This is a genomic window from Eisenbergiella massiliensis (assembly GCF_003435485.1).
This window is the reverse complement of the sequence record NZ_QVLV01000012.1, coordinates 123,635-141,602: the sequence shown is the minus strand read 5'-3', so window position 1 is coordinate 141,602 and position 17,968 is coordinate 123,635. Positions and strand designations below refer to the sequence as shown.

The window sequence follows — 17,968 nt, the reverse complement described above, 5'->3', positions numbered from 1 at the left end:
CTTATGCTTTCTGAATAAAAAAAGATGAGCACAAATAATACTGCCGGATGTGGTAGATTAACGGTAAGGCTGCAAAATAGAACAGCTTGAGGAATGAGAATGGAATGGCTTGCTGCTGCAGCAGACGGAAAAAGTGAAGTAAAATACGATGTGGAATAATAAGCGGGAGTAAGTGCAGGATAGGATGTGTGATGATAAGCGTGATGAGATGCAGGATAAGATGTGTGATGATAAGCGTGATGAGGTTCAGGATAAGATGTGTGATGATAAGCGTGATGAGGTTCAGGATAAGATGCAGGGTGATAAGCGGGATGAGATACGGGATAAAATGCAAAATGAAATACAGTCAGTGCTGACAAACTGGGACGTGTTGGGAACAGCAAAGCAGATTTATTCAACAGCCTGGGCCATATCGGATGAATATGTACTGAAGACATACGATAATTTGGAGCAGCTGAAAAAAAACGGCCGTATGCAGATGCTGCTCTGCCGGATGGGTATTCCCGCAGCAGAGATTATTCAAACGCGCAGAGGGGAAATCTATGCAGCTGAGGGCAGCAGGTATTATATGCTGTCCAGAAAGCTGCCCGGCAGCAATGCTGCGGATATTACAGCGGATGGAATGGCTGAGAAAATGGGGGAGGTTTTGGGCAGCCTGCATCAGGCCTTCAGTAAATGTGAGGAAATCCTGTATACGCAGTCTGAGCCTACAGACGAAACAATCAGCTTCCCTGACTGCAGCCTGCTGGAGGAAATGAACGGCTGGGTAAAGGAAAGCCTGTACCGGGAACATTGGATGGATGAAAAAAACTTCTGTAAAGCGGTACAAAAACTGGCGGAACACTATGAGGAGCTTCCCAGGCAGCTGATTCACAGAGATGTGCATCTGGGCAATTTCCTGTTCGATCAAGGGACGTTTTCCGGGTATATTGATTTTGATCTGAGCCAGAGAAATATCCGCGTTTTTGACCTGTGCTATTTTCTGGCAGGACTGCTTGCCGCCCAGGTAGGAAATGGTATGGAGGAGATACAATGGTATGATGTAATCAGCAGAACGACAGCCGGATATGAAAGCCGTATTCCCCTGACCGCAGCGGAAAAGCAGGCGGTTCCGTATGTAATGGAAAATATTGAGCTGTTGTTTGCCGCCTATTTTAATGAACCGGAAACGAAACATTTCAGGGAAAATGCGCTTGAACTGTTCTGGTTTATTTTTAAAAGAGAGGAACAGATTTGGTCAGCGCTGTATAGTTAAGAGCTGTGCTGTACAGGAAAAGAAGAATGACAGCCGGAGGAGGCGGAAAAAGTGAAATTGACAGAGAAAAAGGATTTACTGGTAAATGCAGTAAGTACGATGAAAAGTGTGGAAGCGATCGGACAGACAGGGAATATGACAGAAATTCCGGTTCCTGGGCAAGGGGATTTTGACCTGTTCGTTCTATGCGGAGTAATTCCTGATTATGAAGAGAGACAAAGCTGCTATGCCGGTCAGAGGCAGCTTTATACGGAATGCAACATGGAGGTATGCAGGGAAGATGTTCACTGGGGGACCGGAGATATTCTTCTGGTAGACGGCGTGGAAACCATGTTTATGTATTTCACAGTGGATAGCATGAAGGAGTACCTGGAAACTGTCGCCAGCGGACAAAGGCTGGAGCCGGAAGGAGAATTTTATCCGTTGGGGCGGCTTGCTACGATGCGCAGCATCCATATTTTATATGACAGGAACGGAATAATGAAGGAAATGCAGGAGAACCTGAAAGAATATCCCGGACAGCTTCGGCAGAAAATTATTAAGAACCATTTTCCCGCAATCTGGGATGGAGAAAGCATCGACAGAGCAATCCTGCGAGGCGATGTTATTTTTAACCATCGTGTGTTTCAGGCATCGCTGGATCATTACATGCAGACGCTGTATGCGCTGAACCGTACCTATTTTCCCAGCTGGAAGCGGGCGGAGCAGTATATTGCCTCTTTCCGGATAAAGCCGGAAAACTGCTATGAAAGGATAAGAAAGGCGATAAAACTTTCCGCAGAACCGGAAACGATAGAAGCCTGCTATGAAGTGTGGAGGAAGCTGGTGGAGGAGCTGGAAAAACTTGTGGAGGAGAACTTAGTCATAGAAGAATAGCGCTCTGGCGCCCTGCTCCGAAAGGTTTCAGGGTAATATTTTCCGGCTGGGCAGAATCCATGATGCAGGTTATAATAAATGAGTCCGGTGCACTGTTACTAAAAAGCTCTCCGTTTCTATATGGAAAAAGAGAGGAGGGAAGTGCAAAGAACCGATAAAATAAATTGTGGCAAATACTATATAACGATATAACTAAAGGAGCGCACATGGATTGGATTGAACGGCTGAATAAAGCCATGGAATACCTGGAAGAGCATATGACGGAAGAAATTTCCTACGAAAAGGCGGCGCGTATCGCATGTTGTTCCACCTATCATTTTCAGAGGATGTTTGCCTATATGGCAAACGTGCCACTTTCCGAATATATCCGCCGCAGGAGGATGTCTCTGGCTGCTGAGGATTTGCAGAGTTCAGATGAGAAGATTGTGGATATCGCCTTAAAATACGGCTATGCTTCTCCTACAGCCTTCAACCGTGCTTTCCAGGGAGTACACAGTGTAGCGCCGTCTCTGGTGAAAAAAGGCAATGTCTCTGTAAAGGCCTATCCGCCTATCAGCTTTACCATAACGATAAAAGGAGCGGTCGGGCTGGATTACCGGATAGAAGAAAAGAAGGCCTTCCGGGTTATCGGTGTATGCAGCCCACTGCAGGCTGAAGTGGAAAAGAATTTTGCCGTAGTCCCACAGCTATGGCAGCAGGCGGGATCGGACGGCAGCCTTTATAAACTGGCCGGGATGATGGACGGTGAACCCAAAGGCATTTTGGGAGTGAGCGCCTGTAATGACGAAGAAGAGTGGAAGTATCTTATCTGTGTATCCAGCACTCTTCCTTTACCGGAAGGGTGGGAGGAGTATCTGGTGGAAGCATATACTTGGGCTGTTTTTACCGGCACAGGTTCCTGCCCGCAGGCGATCCAGCAGCTTGAACAGAGAATTGTGACGGAATGGCTGCCCGCTTCCGGCTATGAATATGCAGACGGCCCTGATATCGAGGTATATCTGACTCCGGATATGCAGAATTCCAGTTTTGAGGTGTGGATACCAATAAACAGAAAACGGCAGTAACGGACTGCAGACGAACTGTAAAAAGAGAGTGAAAACACATGAGGCTTTCACTCTCCCTGATTATATAGTAGTTTTACTAAAACGTCTGCAATGTGGATGGGTTCACAGCTGCTTTAGTTTCTTATAAAAATTCCAATGGAATGATAAACTTAATAAATACCCTATGCATTGCTTCTAACAATTTCTCATAAAAATATTATCAGTATCACCGCCGTAATTTATCAGAACATCAATTTTTTGAAAACCGTATTTCTCATATAAACCAGTGATGCCTGAGGGTATATACACTCTGGTAAAGCCCACTTCTTTTGCATAGCCTGCCGCACATTCAATTAGCTGCCGGCTGATCCGGTTCCCTCTGAAATCTTCATCGACAAACATTGAGCTTATCCATGGTGAGTATCTGTTTTCGGGATAATAATCTGTTTTCAGAAATGTGCAGAAGCCTATAATTTGACCATTCTGTTTTGCGCAGAATACACTTTCCCAATCGATAAAAAGGTCTTTCTTCATCATCTCGGCAAGATGGACGCCGGCGGCTTCCCAGCTACAATTTTCTGCAAAGCAGATAAGCTTGTCCCAGTCATCGCAATCTTTTGTTACCCGAAGTATTTCTAGCGTATTCATTTGTGCCTCCTTATTTGTATAAAAATAAAACCTGCTTGTATAAACAGGCTTTCCCCTTTTGCTGTTGTCTTCCAGTCAGCTATTTCAAGCGATTATCACTATACAAAAAATGGCACCTCATTTATGCTCCTCCCGGAAAATCTGATATAAATTCCAATATATTTTCAGCTTATCATGCTCCTAAGCAGCCGTCAAGAATTGCCTGTCTGGAGGAACGGCAAAGGAGGAAGCTTGCCATACTGCGCAGGCTGCCGATATGGAGCCTGACCGTGACCGATCTGATAAATGACTGAGGCAGGGCGAAGGAAATAATCAGAAGCTATGTGGAAACGAGAGGACTGTGGAAATAGATAAAGACATAGGTCTATTGAAATAAGAAAGCCGGAGGTGAAAATTTTTTATCCGCCTTTTTAATCTGACATACTGTTGTCATATTATGTGTGCTAGGATGAATACATCAAAAGACGAAAGGAGTCAGATATGGAAGAAAGATTTTGCCAGAGCTGCGGAATGCCTATGGGGGATACCGATGAATTATACGGAACGGAGGCAGACGGCAGCAAGAGTACAGACTATTGCTCCTATTGCTATGCGGACGGCGCATTTACATCGGAATGTACGATGGATGAAATGATTGAAGGTTGCATCCCTCCCATGCTGGAATCAAATCCCGAATTAAAGGAAGAGGATGCACGCAGTATGATGCAGCAGTGGTTCCCTGTCCTGAAACGGTGGAAGAACAACTGAATATGAAAAAACAGGGAGCGCGTCAGCATTACAGGTTAAGCTGAGTTCAATGCAGTGCCGACAGACTCCCTTTCTGTCATACCGGAACATTTATTTCTTCTTTTCCCTGATAGGAATCCATATTTCACTGCTGTAATCATAAGAATGGGTATCTCCCATTGTGTACATTTCCACATTAAAACCGCTCGCAAACTCATACCGGGAGTTCCCCGGCAGCCATTCATTGAAAATACGCGAATTCACCGCCTGAAGTGAGCCGGGCATCGGCCCTGTACACCGGAATTTTGCTATAGTGCAGCCCGGCAGCAGGGCTTGTGTCATACCCTCCGGAAGCTCCCCTCCCCTGTAATCGCCCGCGATAATATAACGGAAATCCCTGCTGTTACCAGGGATTTCGATACAGATGCCGTACTTTCCGATACAGCAGTCCCTGACCTGGGCCGGCGCATTTTTATTGCAGTATTTCTGCTTGAAGCTGTTCCAGAAGGACGGTATTTCATCATATGCGCTGTCGAAGGAGAAGATCCGCTCCAGACCGATTACCGGCAGCGGATCCATTTTTTCCATTGTATAATTCAGATTACTTCCGCCTTCCACCGTGATTTTTATATGAAGCGGCTGAAAAACCTGAAGTTTGTCAGGATTTTTTTTCAGCTGCATGGGAGCCGCCCCATGAAAACGGCTGAAGGCTTTTGTGAAGCTTTCAGGAGTTTCATAACCGTATTTGTAAGCCAGGTCAATGATCCTGTCATTTCCGGCCAGCACATCCAGCGCGGCAAGATACAGCCGTCTGCTGCGAAGATAAGCGCCGATAGTCATTCCGGTTATGATTTTAAAGCCCTTCTGGAAATAAAAGGGGGACAGGTTTATATGAGCGGCTATATCCTCTGCTGTAATATTTTCCATCAGATGAGCTTCCATATAATTTACAGCTTCCTTCATTGCTTCCAGCCATTCCATACCGTCAGTCCTTTCTTTCGTGCAACGCACATTTCTACTTAAAGTTCCATCTATTATACATGATGGCAGATTAAGTTGCCTGTCTTTTCCTGCCCATTTCTGTCCGCTCCATTTTGGCCGAATGCAGGGCAGACAGGAGAATATCGTTATTATACCACGCTCCGGGCTCTGGTTATTTAGAACGCTTTATATAAATAATAAAATGGCGCAGGAAAATCTTTTGAAATTATAATAGCATAGATGGGAACAGAAGGGAGATGTTATTTTAAGCTAGAAGTTGATGAAAACCGTGTAAAAAACGAACTGCCCCGTTGCAGACTGGCTTCGGCGCCGGATGTCAGACGGGGCTGGCTTTTTTCCATCGGTATAGTATAATGAAAATGCAGAGATAAAAACACAGCCCGGTAGGTAGTCCGGGCGCAGCGGACAATATTTGTGAAAGCGCTGTCAGTAACCCTCCCTCCTTGGGTCGTCCGTTCTTTGTTCATAAATATATTTAAGGAGGATTCTTTTATGGACAGAGCATCGGAAGAAGCAGGACAGCAGGCAGTTTTGAGGGTGTTTTTTGAAGACCCGTTCTGGGTGGGGGTGTTTGAGCGCACTTCACAGGGAAGGGTATCCGTTTCAAAGATTACCTTTGGCCCGGAGCCTAAGGATTATGAGGTATGGGATTTCCTTCTCAGGAATTATTCAAAGCTGTGTTTCAGTCCTTCGGTGGAAGCTGTGGTAAAAGAAACGGGTCAAAATCCCAAAAGGATGCGGCGGCAGGCGTGCAGGGAACTGCGGCAGCCGGGCATCGGAACCAAATCCCAATTGGCGCTGAAGCTGCAGCAGGAGGAACGGAAAACGCAGCGCAGAACGGTGAGCCGCAGGCAGCGGGAAGCCGAAAAGCAGCGGTTGTTTGACTTGAAGCAGCAGAAACGGAAGGAAAAACATAAGGGAAGATAGGAAAGGATAGGAAAAGAGACGGCCGCCGGGAGTTTCACCGTAAAGCGGCCGCCTCTTTGCTTATTTTGGATTCATTTGATTTGAATTCATTTGTCCGTTACCTCTGATTTCATTTTATTTTAAGAGGGGAATGAGGAAATTTTTTACCGGCGGCGCCCATGTAATCTTCTTTCCTGCAAATCCTCCATTTTACTTGAATTATATAGCGATGGGCCATATACTGGAATAAGAAATAACAAAAAAGGAGCGGTCAGGATGCAGAAAATTTTTATCCGCTATATGAGTGCCGTGGTTATTGTCGCCCTTCTGGCTATTTTGGCGATGAACTGGGGACTGCAGGAATTCAACGCCCGGAACCGGATGATGGAGAATTCCGAAATGAAGCTGGATCAAATCGTGCAGACGCTGGAAAATAATGAGGTGGAGCTTCAGAATCTGAAGGACAGTCTCAGCGAAGATTACCTGACCCGCGCCTATGCGTTTGCCTATATCATAGAGCAGAATCCGGAGGTGCTTGGCAGCCAGTCCGAACTGGAGAGGATTGCCCGGCTGCTTAACGTGGATGAACTGCATGTTATTGATGAAAACGGCATCCTGTTTGCAGGAAGCGTTCCGTTGTATTTTGGTATGGATTTTCATGATACGGATCAGACAAGAGAATTCCTGCCCATTCTGGAGGAGCCGGACTCTTACCTGGTCCAGGATATCCGTCCCAACGGCTATGAGCAGAAGGTCTTTCAGTATATCGGCGTGGCTAGAAAGGATCAGAAGGGGATTGTGCAGGTGGGGATGGCTCCTACCAGAATGCTGGAGGCTCAAAAGAGAAACCAGCTGGAGTATATATTGTCGCGTATGCCCCTGGATTCAGGGACTATGCTTTTTACGGTGGATAAGGATACGCAGAAGGTTCTGATTTACTATAATGAACGGATGGATGAGTATGACCTTTCAGAGTTCGGTGCCACGCCGGATGCGCTTGCCGGTCTGTCAAGCGGTGTATTTATGGAGGAGGGCGGCCAGAGAATATTTTATGTAACCAGGGAATATGGAAATATTCTGCTTGGTATGGGGAAAACGTCGAAGGCGCTTTATAAGGATCGGAACCTGCAGCTGTTTTTGACCATGGCCTTTCTCATATTTGCATGCCTTATCATGATATCTGTAATCAACTGGCTGCTGAAAATAAAGATCGTAAACGGAATCCACCGCATCACCGATGATCTTTCCAAAATCACGGAGGGCAGACTGGATACGGTGGTAAATGTGGACAATAATCCGGAGTTCAGGCTGCTGAGCCAAGGGATTAATAAAATGGTGCAGGGAATACTGAACGCCACCGTGCGGGTATCCCAGGTAATTGATGTGGTGGATATGCCTATCGGCGTTTTTGAATACGGAAAGGATAGCCGGGAGGTGATGGCCACCGACAGGCTGCGCCTGGTTCTTGGCTGGACGGAGGAAGAGGGCAAAAAACTGTATCAGGATAAGGAGAACTTCGAAAAACGTCTCCGGGAAATTCTGTGCAGGCCGGCAGCAGGGGAAAAGAATGTGTATCAGGTTTCGGAGAAGCCTGAAAAATGGGTCAGGCTTCAGATGAATTCAGATGAAAACGGAACCTTCGGTATTGCCGCGGATGTGACAAAGGATATGCAGGAAAAGTGGAAAATCCAGCATGAAAGGGATTATGATTCCCTGACGGGCCTGTGTAATATTGATACCTTCAAAAAAGAGGTTTCTCTTGTGCTGGAGCAGGGAAATCCCGGTGCGGCGGCCATGGTAATGATGGATCTGGATAATTTCAAGGGAATTAATGATCGTTATGGCCACGACTGGGGCGATGAATATCTGAGGCGCTGCGCCCGCATCCTGGAAAAAAGCAATGGGGAACGGGGCATAGCGGCCAGAAGGTCGGGAGATGAATTCTGCCTGTTTCTGCATCATTTTTCTTCCAGGGAGGAAATCGCCAATTATATGGAAGAACTGTACGGGGAAATCCGTGCCGGAGAAATCACTTTCCCTGACGGAAGCACCGGCTTCCTGCGAATCTCCTCAGGGCTGGCCTGGTACGGGGAATCGCTTAGCAGCGGCAGCATGCTGCTGCGTGCGGCGGATTATGCGCTGTATGATGCAAAGAACAATGGAAAAGGAATATGGAAGCAGTATTCTCTGTGAGATACAGGAAAACTGAAGAAAGTAAGCCGCAGGAAATCGGGAATTTCCTGCGGCTTTTATTTCCGCGGCTTACCCCGGCCGCGGCCTTGTTGCACTTTTACTTAACTGTATTAAAACGGTACAGATACTTTTTATCAGTAGCTGTTACCATTATTTGCTGCTGATTTCACTGTGCAGCTCCTGAATGGATTTTACTTCCCCGTTGCCGTGTTCCTTCACATACTTGATTCCCTTTGCGGTAGCGCGTGCGGCGGCAATGGTGGTCATGTAAGGAATTTTTGCTTTGATGGCGGCTTTCCTTAAATAGCTGTCGTCATGCATGCTTTCCTTGCCGACAGGAGAGTTTACAACCAGCTGTATTTTACCGTTGGTAATGAGGTCGAGGATATTCGGCCTGCCCTCATAGAGCTTGTTAACCCTTTCCGCTTCAATGCCTGCTTCTCTGATGAGATTGCAGGTATTTTCCGTTGCGATGATTTTAAAGCCTGCTTCAGCAAATGCCTTTGCCACCTCAACCACCTCGGCCTTGTCCTTTCTGTTTACGGAAATCAGAACGGTGCCTTCCAGGGGAAGACGGGACTGGGTTGCTTCCTGCGCTTTATAGAACGCTTCTCCATAGTAGGTGGACAGACCTAAAACTTCGCCGGTGGAGCGCATTTCCGGTCCGAGAACCGGATCGACCTCCGGGAACATATTGAAGGGGAATACCGCTTCCTTTACACCGTAGTAAGGGATATGCTGCTCCTTCAATCCGGAAATGGGGGAGGGCTTGCCGGTAAGCTCTGCAGTGATGATATCAATGGCAAGGGGCACCATACGGATATTGCATACCTTGGATACTAACGGCACGGTACGGGATGCGCGGGGATTGGCCTCCAGCACATAAACTCTGCCGTTTTCGATGGCATACTGCATGTTCATCAGGCCTTTTACATGCATTTCTTCCGCAATCCTTCTTGTATAATCCTTGATTGTTTTCACATTTTCCTCGGAAATGTGTACGGAAGGGATAATGCAGGCAGAGTCTCCGGAATGCACGCCTGCCAGCTCAATATGCTCCATAACCGCAGGAACAAAGGCATGTGTCCCGTCGCTGATGGCATCCGCTTCACATTCCATGGCATGATTCAGGAAACGGTCGATGAGGATGGGGCGGTCGGGAGTAACGCCGACTGCGGCCTTCATATAGCCCGCCATGCTTTCATCATCGTAAACCACTTCCATACCGCGTCCACCTAAAACATAGGAAGGGCGGACCATTACAGGATAGCCAATCCGGTTTGCAATCTCAAGCGCTTCTTCCACGGTGGTTGCCATTCCTGATTCCGGCATGGGGATTTCCAGTTTTTCCATCATGGCGCGGAACAGGTCGCGATCCTCTGCCAGATCGATAACGGAAGGGGAGGTGCCGAGAATTTTCACACCGTTCTTTTCCAGTTCATTTGCAAGATTCAGAGGCGTCTGTCCGCCGAACTGTGCGATAACGCCCACCGGTTTTTCTTTTTTATAGATACTCAGTACATCCTCCAGGGTCAGCGGTTCAAAATACAGCTTGTCGGAGGTGTCGTAGTCGGTGGAAACAGTTTCAGGGTTACAGTTAACGATGATAGTTTCAAAGCCCAGCTTTTTCAGGGCCAGTGAGGCATGAACGCAGCAGTAGTCGAATTCGATGCCCTGTCCGATACGGTTGGGGCCGCCGCCGAGAATCATAACCTTGGGCTTGTCGTTGGAGATGGGATTCTTATCCTCCGCGTTGTAGGTGGAGTAGTAGTAGGCGCTGTCGGCAGTGCCGCTTACATGGACACCTTCCCAGGCTTCCTCCACACCCAGCGCAATACGGCGGTTCCGGATATCGTCTTCCGGGATTTCAAGGATCTGGCTTAAGTATTTGTCGGAGAAGCCATCCTTCTTTGCAGCAATCAGGCGGTCATCGGCAGGAAGGCTGCCTTTATGGGCGGCGAGCGTCTCTTCTTCTTCCACCAGTTCCTTCATCTGCTGTATAAAGTAGGTTTTTACCTTGGTAATGTCATGGATTTCATCAATGGTGGCACCCTTGCGGAGCGCTTCATACATGATAAAATGACGTTCACTGGAGGGCGTAATCAGCATGGAGAGGAGCTGTTCCTTTGTTTTGCTGTCAAAATCCTTCGCATGGCCCAGGCCGTAGCGGCCGGTTTCCAGGCTGCGGATGGCTTTCTGGAAGGCTTCCTTGTAGTTCTTGCCGATGCTCATGACTTCGCCTACCGCACGCATCTGCGTACCCAGCTTGTCTTCCACGCCTTTGAATTTTTCAAAGGCCCAGCGGGCGAACTTGATTACCACATAGTCTCCGTCAGGCACATATTTGTCCAGAGTCCCGTATTTTCCGCAGGGGATGTCCTTCAGGGTGAGGCCGCAGGCCAGCATGGCGGAAACGAGGGCGATAGGGAAGCCGGTAGCCTTGGAAGCCAGAGCGGAGGAACGGGAGGTACGGGGATTGATTTCGATAACAACGATGCGGTCGGTTTCCGGATCATGGGCAAACTGTACGTTGGTGCCGCCGATAACCTGAACGCTTTCAACGATTTTATAAGCCTGCTCCTGCAGACGCTTCTGACATTCCTCAGAAATGGTGAGCATAGGGGCGGAACAGAAAGAATCGCCGGTATGCACGCCGAGGGGATCGATATTCTCAATAAAGCAGACGGTGATCATGTTGTTTTCACAGTCCCTGACAATTTCCAGCTCCAGCTCTTCCCAGCCGAGAATGGATTCTTCCACAAGAACCTGTCCCACCAGGCTTGCCTGGAGGCCTCTTGCGCATACTGTTTTCAGCTCGTCCACGTTGTAAACGAGTCCGCCGCCTGCGCCGCCCATGGTATAAGCGGGACGGAGTACTACGGGATAGCCAAGACGATCCGCAATGGACAGCGCCTCTTCCACGCTGTAGGCAACCTCGCTGCGGGCCATTTCAATGCCCAGCTCGTTCATGGCTTTTTTGAATTCGATACGGTCTTCGCCGCGTTCGATGGCATCCACCTGGACGCCGATAACCTGAACGTTATATTTTTCCAGAACGCCGGCTTTGTTCAGCTCCGCGCACAGGTTCAGTCCGGACTGTCCGCCCAGGTTGGGCAGCAGGGCGTCGGGCCTTTCCTTGGCGATAATCTGCTCCAGCCGTTCCACATTCAGCGGTTCGATGTAAGTAACATCGGCTGTTTCCGGATCGGTCATAATGGTTGCAGGATTGGAATTAACGAGTACGATTTCATAACCCAGTTTCTTGAGTGCTTTACATGCCTGGGTTCCGGAATAGTCAAATTCGCAGGCCTGACCGATGATGATCGGACCGGAACCGATGATAAGTACTTTGTGAATGTCTGTTCTTTGTGACATATTTCCTCCATTCTGCTGCAGAAAATCCGCAGCCCTAGTATCAGGCGGGAAAACGGCGCCAGCTTTTACGCATCTGTACGCAGACCGAAATGGAAAGAACCATCTGATCCCTTCCGCCCGTTCTGCAGTAATTTCCCTTTGCAGTATATTATATAGGAAAATCACCAAAAGGCAAATCATATTTTTTATGAATTATAAAAAGAAAATAAAGTGATAAAAAATAGTTGCTAAAACAATAATGTTTTATTATACTGAAAATCAGGAAAAGAATATTTCCTGACGGCTTCTGTTATCAGTCAGGAGTAAAGATGAAAGCAAGAGATAAGTTTCAGGAGTTAAATCTGAGCAATGCCTTCCTGTTCGCAGCGGTGATGAATGACGCAGAGGTCTGCCGGCTGGTGCTGGAGATTTTGACAGGAGAACCTGTGGAAGCGGTGAATGTGCAGAGTGAACAGAGTATTTTGTTCAGTTCCGATTTCAGGAGCGTGCGTCTTGATGTTTATGCCAGGGACTGCCTGGAGGTAGAGTACGATCTGGAAATGGAGAATGGAGGCGAAAGTCTGCCAAAGCGCAGCCGATATTACCAGTCCCAGATGGACGTAGCCGCTCTGAAGCCGGGGGATGATGTGGATCTGCTGGGATTGAGCTATGTTATATTTCTGTGTACCTTTGATCCTTTTGACGAGGGACTGTATCGTTATCGTTTTGAAAATACCTGCACGGAAACAGGAAACAGCCTGGGAGACGGAACGAAAAAAATATTTCTGAATACCAGGGGACGGACAAAAAAGGATGTATCAGAGGAACTGCTGCATTTTCTGGCCTATGTGGAAAATACTACGGATGAATGTGCGGCATTGTACAATGATCGGAAGCTTGACAGGATTCACCGGAAGGTGAAGGAACTGAAGGCAAGCCGGGAATGGAGGGCGAGGTATATGAAGTTTGAGGAGCTGCTTTCTAAGGAACGTGAGGAAGGGCAGTTTGCCGGTGAAAAAAGGATGCTGGCTTTGGTGCGCGCCATGCTTCAGGATAACCGGAGCGATGAAATCCAGTTGCTGGAAACAGATGAAAAGCTGCGGGAAGAGCTGTTCAGGGAATATCATATATAATTCAATAATTCTATTCTTCTCAGCTGCCCGTCCGGGCAGCGTCTTTAGCGGACCGGGGGTTATACTGCCGGTCTGTTCAGGTATTTTATGTGCCTGATTTCAAATTTTCCAATATATAATAAATTCAGATAACGGCCTGCCGGGCGGGAAATATTTTTTTCTTTTTATTCTTTTTTAGATCAGTTTTATCCTTTTATAATTATTACGTCTTTCTTTTTTATATTCAGGCAACAGCATACGGATTTCCACTTCAATAGTTGACATATACTATAAAATATACTACACTAATTTATAGGAAAAGGAGGTGTTACATGGCAGCCATAGATCTGATAGTTCTGGGAATGATTAAGCAGCAGCCGCAAAGCGCTTATGAACTCCAGAAAAATGTAGAGTACAGGAACATATCCCGCTGGGTAAAAATCAGCACGCCTTCCATATACAAGAAGGTTATCCAGCTGGAGGAGAAGGGATATCTGGAGGCGGAGCTTGTCCGGGAGGGAAATATGCCGGAGAAAAGCGTCTACCGGATAACGCCGGAGGGCGAACATTTTTTTATGGACCTGATGGAAAAAACAGCGCGGGAAACCGTGAGTATTTTCCTGAATTTCAATGCGGTGATCATGAACCTGGATTTTATGCCGGAGGAAAAGAGAAAGGAGCTTCTGGAAGGAATACATGACGGAATCAGCGATCTGAAGGAAACCATCGAGGTAAAAAGCGGTGAAAGACAGCATATTCCGCTGACAGGGCGGACCATACTGCAGCAGCAGCTGGAAATGACGGAGGCAATGGAGCGCTGGCTTACCGGCTTTGAAAAGGAGTATCTGAAGAAAAAATGAGGCCGCTGTGATAAGCAGCGGCGTAAAAAACGTGCAGGTCCGCATCAGCGGATGGAGAGGAGAAGGTATGTACGAATCAAGATGCGGCGTATGCTGCAACAGCTGTGAAAGAAAAGAGGCCGTTCACTGTACCGGCTGTCTGACCATGGAAAAACCGTTCTGGGGCGGAGAATGCCAGGTGAAAAGCTGCTGCCAGGAAAGAGGATTGAACCACTGTGGGGAGTGTGAGGAGTTTCCCTGTGAGGTTTTAAGCAGCATGGGCGTGGATCAGGGCTTTGATCCCACAATTAAAATTGAGCAGTGCAGAAAATGGGCGGAGGAGGAGAAGTAATGGCACTCTTTGTGAAAAAGGGCTGCCTGTGATCTATGAGGAAGGACCCGGAGCCCACGAATGGGATTTCTGGAACCGTTATATCAAACGGATTCTGGTCTGGCTTCCTTTAGAGGAGCCGGCAGCAGGAAGCTACAGCGGAAATGTAGGTGATGCCGGGCGGCCGTAGACTGTGCTGCAGAGACAAAGGTAATTGTTCAGTCCCTTCACAGTTACTGCAGGATTCGGTTGCAACTGGCGTCGTACTGGGGCATAATAAAGATAACAGCTAAAGAGGACGGACGAGCCGGCGGTAATACCGGCTCGTCATTTCCGCGGGCAGTGCAGGAGCGCGGCAAAAGCAGGAAGAACGTCGGGTGCGCAAAAGGGAGGGGCTTACGTGAAGCAAAATGGAAAACGCAACAAGTATACCTTTGGATTAGGGACCATAGGCAGGGATATGGTCTATTCCATGGTGAGCATGTATCTGATTTATTATCTTACGGACATTATTGAACTGCCCACATCCACACTTTGGTGGATCACGGCAATCGTTCTTTGTGCCCGTATTTTTGATGCGTTAAACGATCCGATTATGGGCGTGATTGTGGATAATACGGACACAAAATATGGGAAATTCAAGCCCTGGATCGCACTGGGCGCATTACTTTCAGGAATGCTGACCGTCCTGCTCTTTACTGATTTCGGACTGCAGGGAGCGGCCTATATCGCCGTATTTGCCCTGATTTATGTGGCCTGGGGACTGGCCTATACTGCGAATGACATTTCCTACTGGTCCATGCTGCCTTCCCTGAGCCTGGAGCAGAAGGAGCGGGAGCAAATCGGATCCGTTGCCAGGATTTGCGCCAATATAGGCCTGTTTTTCGTGGTTGCGGGGATTGTGCCTATTACCACTGCCTTTGGAAATGCCATGGGAAGCATGCAAAAGGGCTACTTTGCCTTTTCATTCCTGGTGGTGGCCGTGATGTGGGCGGGCCAGTGTGTCACTCTTGTCGGAGTGCGTGAGCCAAGGGAGCTGGTGGTGAAAAATAAGCATACCAGCCTGCGGGAGCTGCTGCAGGTGATTTTCAAAAACGACCAGCTTCTTTACACAGCAATTTCCATGGCGCTGTTCATGATTGGCTATACCACAACCACCAGTTTCGGCCTTTATTTTTTCAAATATGCCTATGGGGATGAGGGGATGTATTCTGTTTTTGCGCTGATTCTTGGCGTTTCCCAGATCGCCGCGCTGGTGGTGTTCCCCTGGATCAGCAGGTTCTTCGAGCGGAAGACGCTCTATGCCTTTGCCACCGCACTGGTGGTGGCCGGCTATCTCATCTTTTTCTTTGCGCCGCTTGATACCATGCTCTTTATCGGAATCGCCGGCGTTCTGCTCTTCGTGGGGCAGGCATTTATCCAGCTGATGATGCTCATGTTTCTGGCGGATACGGTGGAATACGGGTTCTGGAAATCGGGACGCAGAAATGACAGCGTCACCTTCTCACTCCAGCCGTTTATCAATAAAATGGGCGGCGCGGTTTCCTCCGGCGTGGTAAGCGCCACGGTCATCCTGTCCGGCATCAAGGAGGCGCAGAGCGCGGCGGATGTAACGGCCGAAGGCCTGCTGATGATGAAAACGGCCATGATGGTTTTCCCGTTGATTTGCATTGTGGCGGGTTTCCTGCTTTACCTGAAAAAGTATAAAATTGACCGAAAGCTTTATGAACAGATTCTGAAGGACTTAAAGGAGAGAGGCGATCTCAGAATCGGGGAAGGAGAGTGAACCATGTATCACGAAATTACAATGAAAAGCAGCTTGAGAGAGGTATACGCCCACCCCGTCGGACACGACATCCTGAAAAAAATCCTTCTGCAGGCAGGTATGCAGGATAAGCTTCTTACCAGCCGGCTGACCGGCTCCCTGTCCTTGCAGGCTCTGTCCGTACTGACGAAAAAAATGCTGGATGATGCCTTCTGGCAGACCTTTCTGCATCTGCTCAACAGCGAACAGGACCGTCCGGACGGGGGAGATGGGGAGCTTATTAAAAAGTGGTGGAAGGAAGCCGTTTTTTACCAGATCTATCCCCGCAGCTTCTGTGATACGAACGGCGACGGAATCGGTGATTTGAAGGGAATTATCGGAAAACTGGATTACCTGCATACGCTGGGGGCGGACGCTGTCTGGCTGTCGCCGATCTATGATTCGCCCAACGACGACAACGGCTATGATATCCGGGATTATCATAAGATAATGAAGGAATTCGGCACCATGGAGGAGTTTGACGCCCTGCTTTCCGGTCTGCACCAGAGGGGAATGCGGCTGATTATGGATTTGGTGGTTAACCATACCTCAGACGAGCATGAATGGTTCCGGGAGGCGGTAAGGGATCCTTACAGCCCCTGCCATGATTACTATATTTTCCGGGAAAATGAGGACGGAAGGGAGCCGAATAACTGGACGTCCTTTTTCGGTCAGGGAAAATACGGGGATGCCTGGCGCTATATTCCGCAGAATGACGAATGGGCGCTGCATCTTTTTTCCAAAAAACAGATGGATTTAAACTGGGATAATCCAAAGCTTCGCTCCGAAATCATTTCCATGGTAAAATGGTGGCTGGAAAAGGGCGTGGACGGCTTCCGCCTGGATGTTATCAACTATATTTCCAAGGAGGAAGGGCTTCCCTACGGCAATGAAAGCGTGGGAAAAATGATGGGCTATGTGGGAATTGAGCATTATTTTTACGGCTCCCATCTTCATGATTATCTGCGGGAGCTGCGTTGTAAGGCGTTTGACACTACCGACGCTTTTTCCGTGGGGGAGACGCCGGGGGTGGGAATGCAGATGGCCAGGCTTCTTACCGGGGAGGACAGGCATGAGCTGGACATGATTTTCTCCTTTGATCATCTGGAAACGCCGGGACATACCCGTTTTGACGACTATCGCTACGATCTGAACTACCTGAAGCAGTATTATACGGAATGGATGGAGGGTTATGGAAGCGGCTGCTGGATGTCGCTCTTTTTTGAAAACCATGACAATCCCCGGATGATATCAAAAATAAACGAAGACCCGGAGTACCGCTTTGCCATCGGCAAGCTCCTGGGAATGATCCAGTTTACGCTGCGGGGAACGCCTTTTATCTATCAGGGGCAGGAACTGGGAGCAATCAACGGGTCGTTTACGGATATATCACAGATTCAGGATGTGGAGAGCCGGAACCTGTATGAAGAATTCTGCCGCACCATTGGCGAAGAGGAGGCACTGCGCCGGATCCTTGCAGGGACCCGCGATCATGCCAGGCTTATGATGGACTGGCAGGAGGTATGCCGTCAGAAAAACGACAGAGAATCCATTTATTATTTTTATAAAAAACTGATAGCCCTGCGGAAAAAATATCCCGCGCTTGTTTACGGGGAAGTCAGGATTGTCCATAAGGAGAAGAAAAATTTCTTCGCCTGGTTCCGTGAACTGGGCAACGAGGCTTTTTATGTGGAATGTAATCTCAGCGAAAAGCAGAGAAAGCGCCCGCCCCGCCCGGAGGGCTTTTGCCCCTTGCTTTCCAACTATAGCCGGATAGGGAGCAGGATGCAGCCTTATGAGGCCTGCCTTTACCGCTTTAAAAAGGAAGCTGCCGTTTGCGGTGAGGGTTCCGCCAAAGCGCCGGAAGGAAGGTGACTGA

15 protein-coding genes are annotated in these 17,968 nt (G+C 48.2%); 12 read left to right on the top strand and 3 right to left on the bottom strand.

The window, feature by feature from the left end:
- The first annotated feature begins 184 nt into the window (after nt 1-184).
- From DXC51_RS17570 to DXC51_RS17560, 3 genes are all read left to right on the top strand, one after another.
- A complete protein-coding gene (locus DXC51_RS17570) occupies nt 185-1,255 on the top strand; it encodes a phosphotransferase (RefSeq protein ID WP_117545058.1) in 1,071 nt (356 codons plus the stop codon).
- Nucleotides 1,256-1,306: 51 nt separating this feature from the next.
- Nucleotides 1,307-2,131, top strand: coding sequence for a DUF4037 domain-containing protein (locus DXC51_RS17565; RefSeq protein WP_117545057.1), 825 nt, complete (start codon nt 1,307-1,309; stop codon nt 2,129-2,131).
- Nucleotides 2,132-2,337: 206 nt separating this feature from the next.
- The gene (locus DXC51_RS17560) at nt 2,338-3,195 is read left to right on the top strand and encodes an AraC family transcriptional regulator (RefSeq protein ID WP_117545056.1); all 858 of its coding nucleotides are present in this window, start codon (nt 2,338-2,340) and stop codon (nt 3,193-3,195) included.
- A gap of 174 nt (nt 3,196-3,369) precedes the next feature.
- Here DXC51_RS17560 and DXC51_RS17555 read toward each other — a convergent pair whose 3' ends face one another.
- Nucleotides 3,370-3,822, bottom strand: coding sequence for a GNAT family N-acetyltransferase (locus DXC51_RS17555; protein ID WP_117545055.1), 453 nt, complete (start codon nt 3,820-3,822; stop codon nt 3,370-3,372).
- A 480-nt stretch (nt 3,823-4,302) separates the two neighbouring features.
- Between DXC51_RS17555 and DXC51_RS17550 the strand changes: the two genes are divergently transcribed.
- Nucleotides 4,303-4,569, top strand: coding sequence for a zinc ribbon domain-containing protein (locus DXC51_RS17550; protein WP_021637531.1), 267 nt, complete (start codon nt 4,303-4,305; stop codon nt 4,567-4,569).
- Nucleotides 4,570-4,659: 90 nt separating this feature from the next.
- Here the strand turns inward: DXC51_RS17550 and DXC51_RS17545 are convergent, their stop codons facing one another.
- Nucleotides 4,660-5,529: an AraC family transcriptional regulator gene (locus DXC51_RS17545; RefSeq protein WP_117545054.1), complete on the bottom strand. Its 870-nt coding sequence runs from the start codon at nt 5,527-5,529 to the stop codon at nt 4,660-4,662.
- A gap of 513 nt (nt 5,530-6,042) precedes the next feature.
- Between DXC51_RS17545 and DXC51_RS17540 the strand changes: the two genes are divergently transcribed.
- Nucleotides 6,043-6,477: a YjdF family protein gene (locus tag DXC51_RS17540; RefSeq protein WP_117545053.1), complete on the top strand. Its 435-nt coding sequence runs from the start codon at nt 6,043-6,045 to the stop codon at nt 6,475-6,477.
- A gap of 255 nt (nt 6,478-6,732) precedes the next feature.
- Nucleotides 6,733-8,649, top strand: a complete 1,917-nt coding sequence (locus DXC51_RS17535; RefSeq protein ID WP_117545052.1) for a diguanylate cyclase — start codon at nt 6,733-6,735, stop codon at nt 8,647-8,649.
- A gap of 150 nt (nt 8,650-8,799) precedes the next feature.
- On the opposite strand, the gene carB is transcribed toward DXC51_RS17535, so the two are convergent.
- Nucleotides 8,800-12,024 (bottom strand): carbamoyl-phosphate synthase large subunit, encoded by a 3,225-nt coding sequence (gene carB, locus DXC51_RS17525; protein ID WP_117545050.1) that lies wholly within the window; start codon nt 12,022-12,024, stop codon nt 8,800-8,802.
- 308 nt (nt 12,025-12,332) lie between these two features.
- Here carB and DXC51_RS17520 point away from each other — a divergent pair, with 308 nt between their 5' ends.
- From DXC51_RS17520 to DXC51_RS17495, 6 genes are all read left to right on the top strand, one after another.
- Complete coding sequence (locus DXC51_RS17520; RefSeq protein ID WP_117545049.1) at nt 12,333-13,136, top strand: Rpn family recombination-promoting nuclease/putative transposase; 804 nt, start codon at nt 12,333-12,335, stop codon at nt 13,134-13,136.
- A gap of 311 nt (nt 13,137-13,447) precedes the next feature.
- Nucleotides 13,448-13,975, top strand: a complete 528-nt coding sequence (locus DXC51_RS17515; protein WP_021637523.1) for a PadR family transcriptional regulator — start codon at nt 13,448-13,450, stop codon at nt 13,973-13,975.
- A 67-nt stretch (nt 13,976-14,042) separates the two neighbouring features.
- Complete coding sequence (locus DXC51_RS17510; protein WP_117545070.1) at nt 14,043-14,306, top strand: DUF3795 domain-containing protein; 264 nt, start codon at nt 14,043-14,045, stop codon at nt 14,304-14,306.
- Between the two features lie 28 nt (nt 14,307-14,334).
- Nucleotides 14,335-14,475 carry a hypothetical protein gene (locus tag DXC51_RS17505; protein ID WP_021637521.1) on the top strand — a complete coding sequence of 47 codons (141 nt, stop codon included), beginning with the start codon at nt 14,335-14,337 and terminating at the stop codon, nt 14,473-14,475.
- A gap of 210 nt (nt 14,476-14,685) precedes the next feature.
- Nucleotides 14,686-16,071 carry a glycoside-pentoside-hexuronide (GPH):cation symporter gene (locus DXC51_RS17500; protein ID WP_117545048.1) on the top strand — a complete coding sequence of 462 codons (1,386 nt, stop codon included), beginning with the start codon at nt 14,686-14,688 and terminating at the stop codon, nt 16,069-16,071.
- Between the two features lie 3 nt (nt 16,072-16,074).
- Nucleotides 16,075-17,964 (top strand): alpha-glucosidase, encoded by a 1,890-nt coding sequence (locus tag DXC51_RS17495; RefSeq protein ID WP_117545047.1) that lies wholly within the window; start codon nt 16,075-16,077, stop codon nt 17,962-17,964.
- The last annotated feature ends 4 nt before the right edge of the window (nt 17,965-17,968 follow it).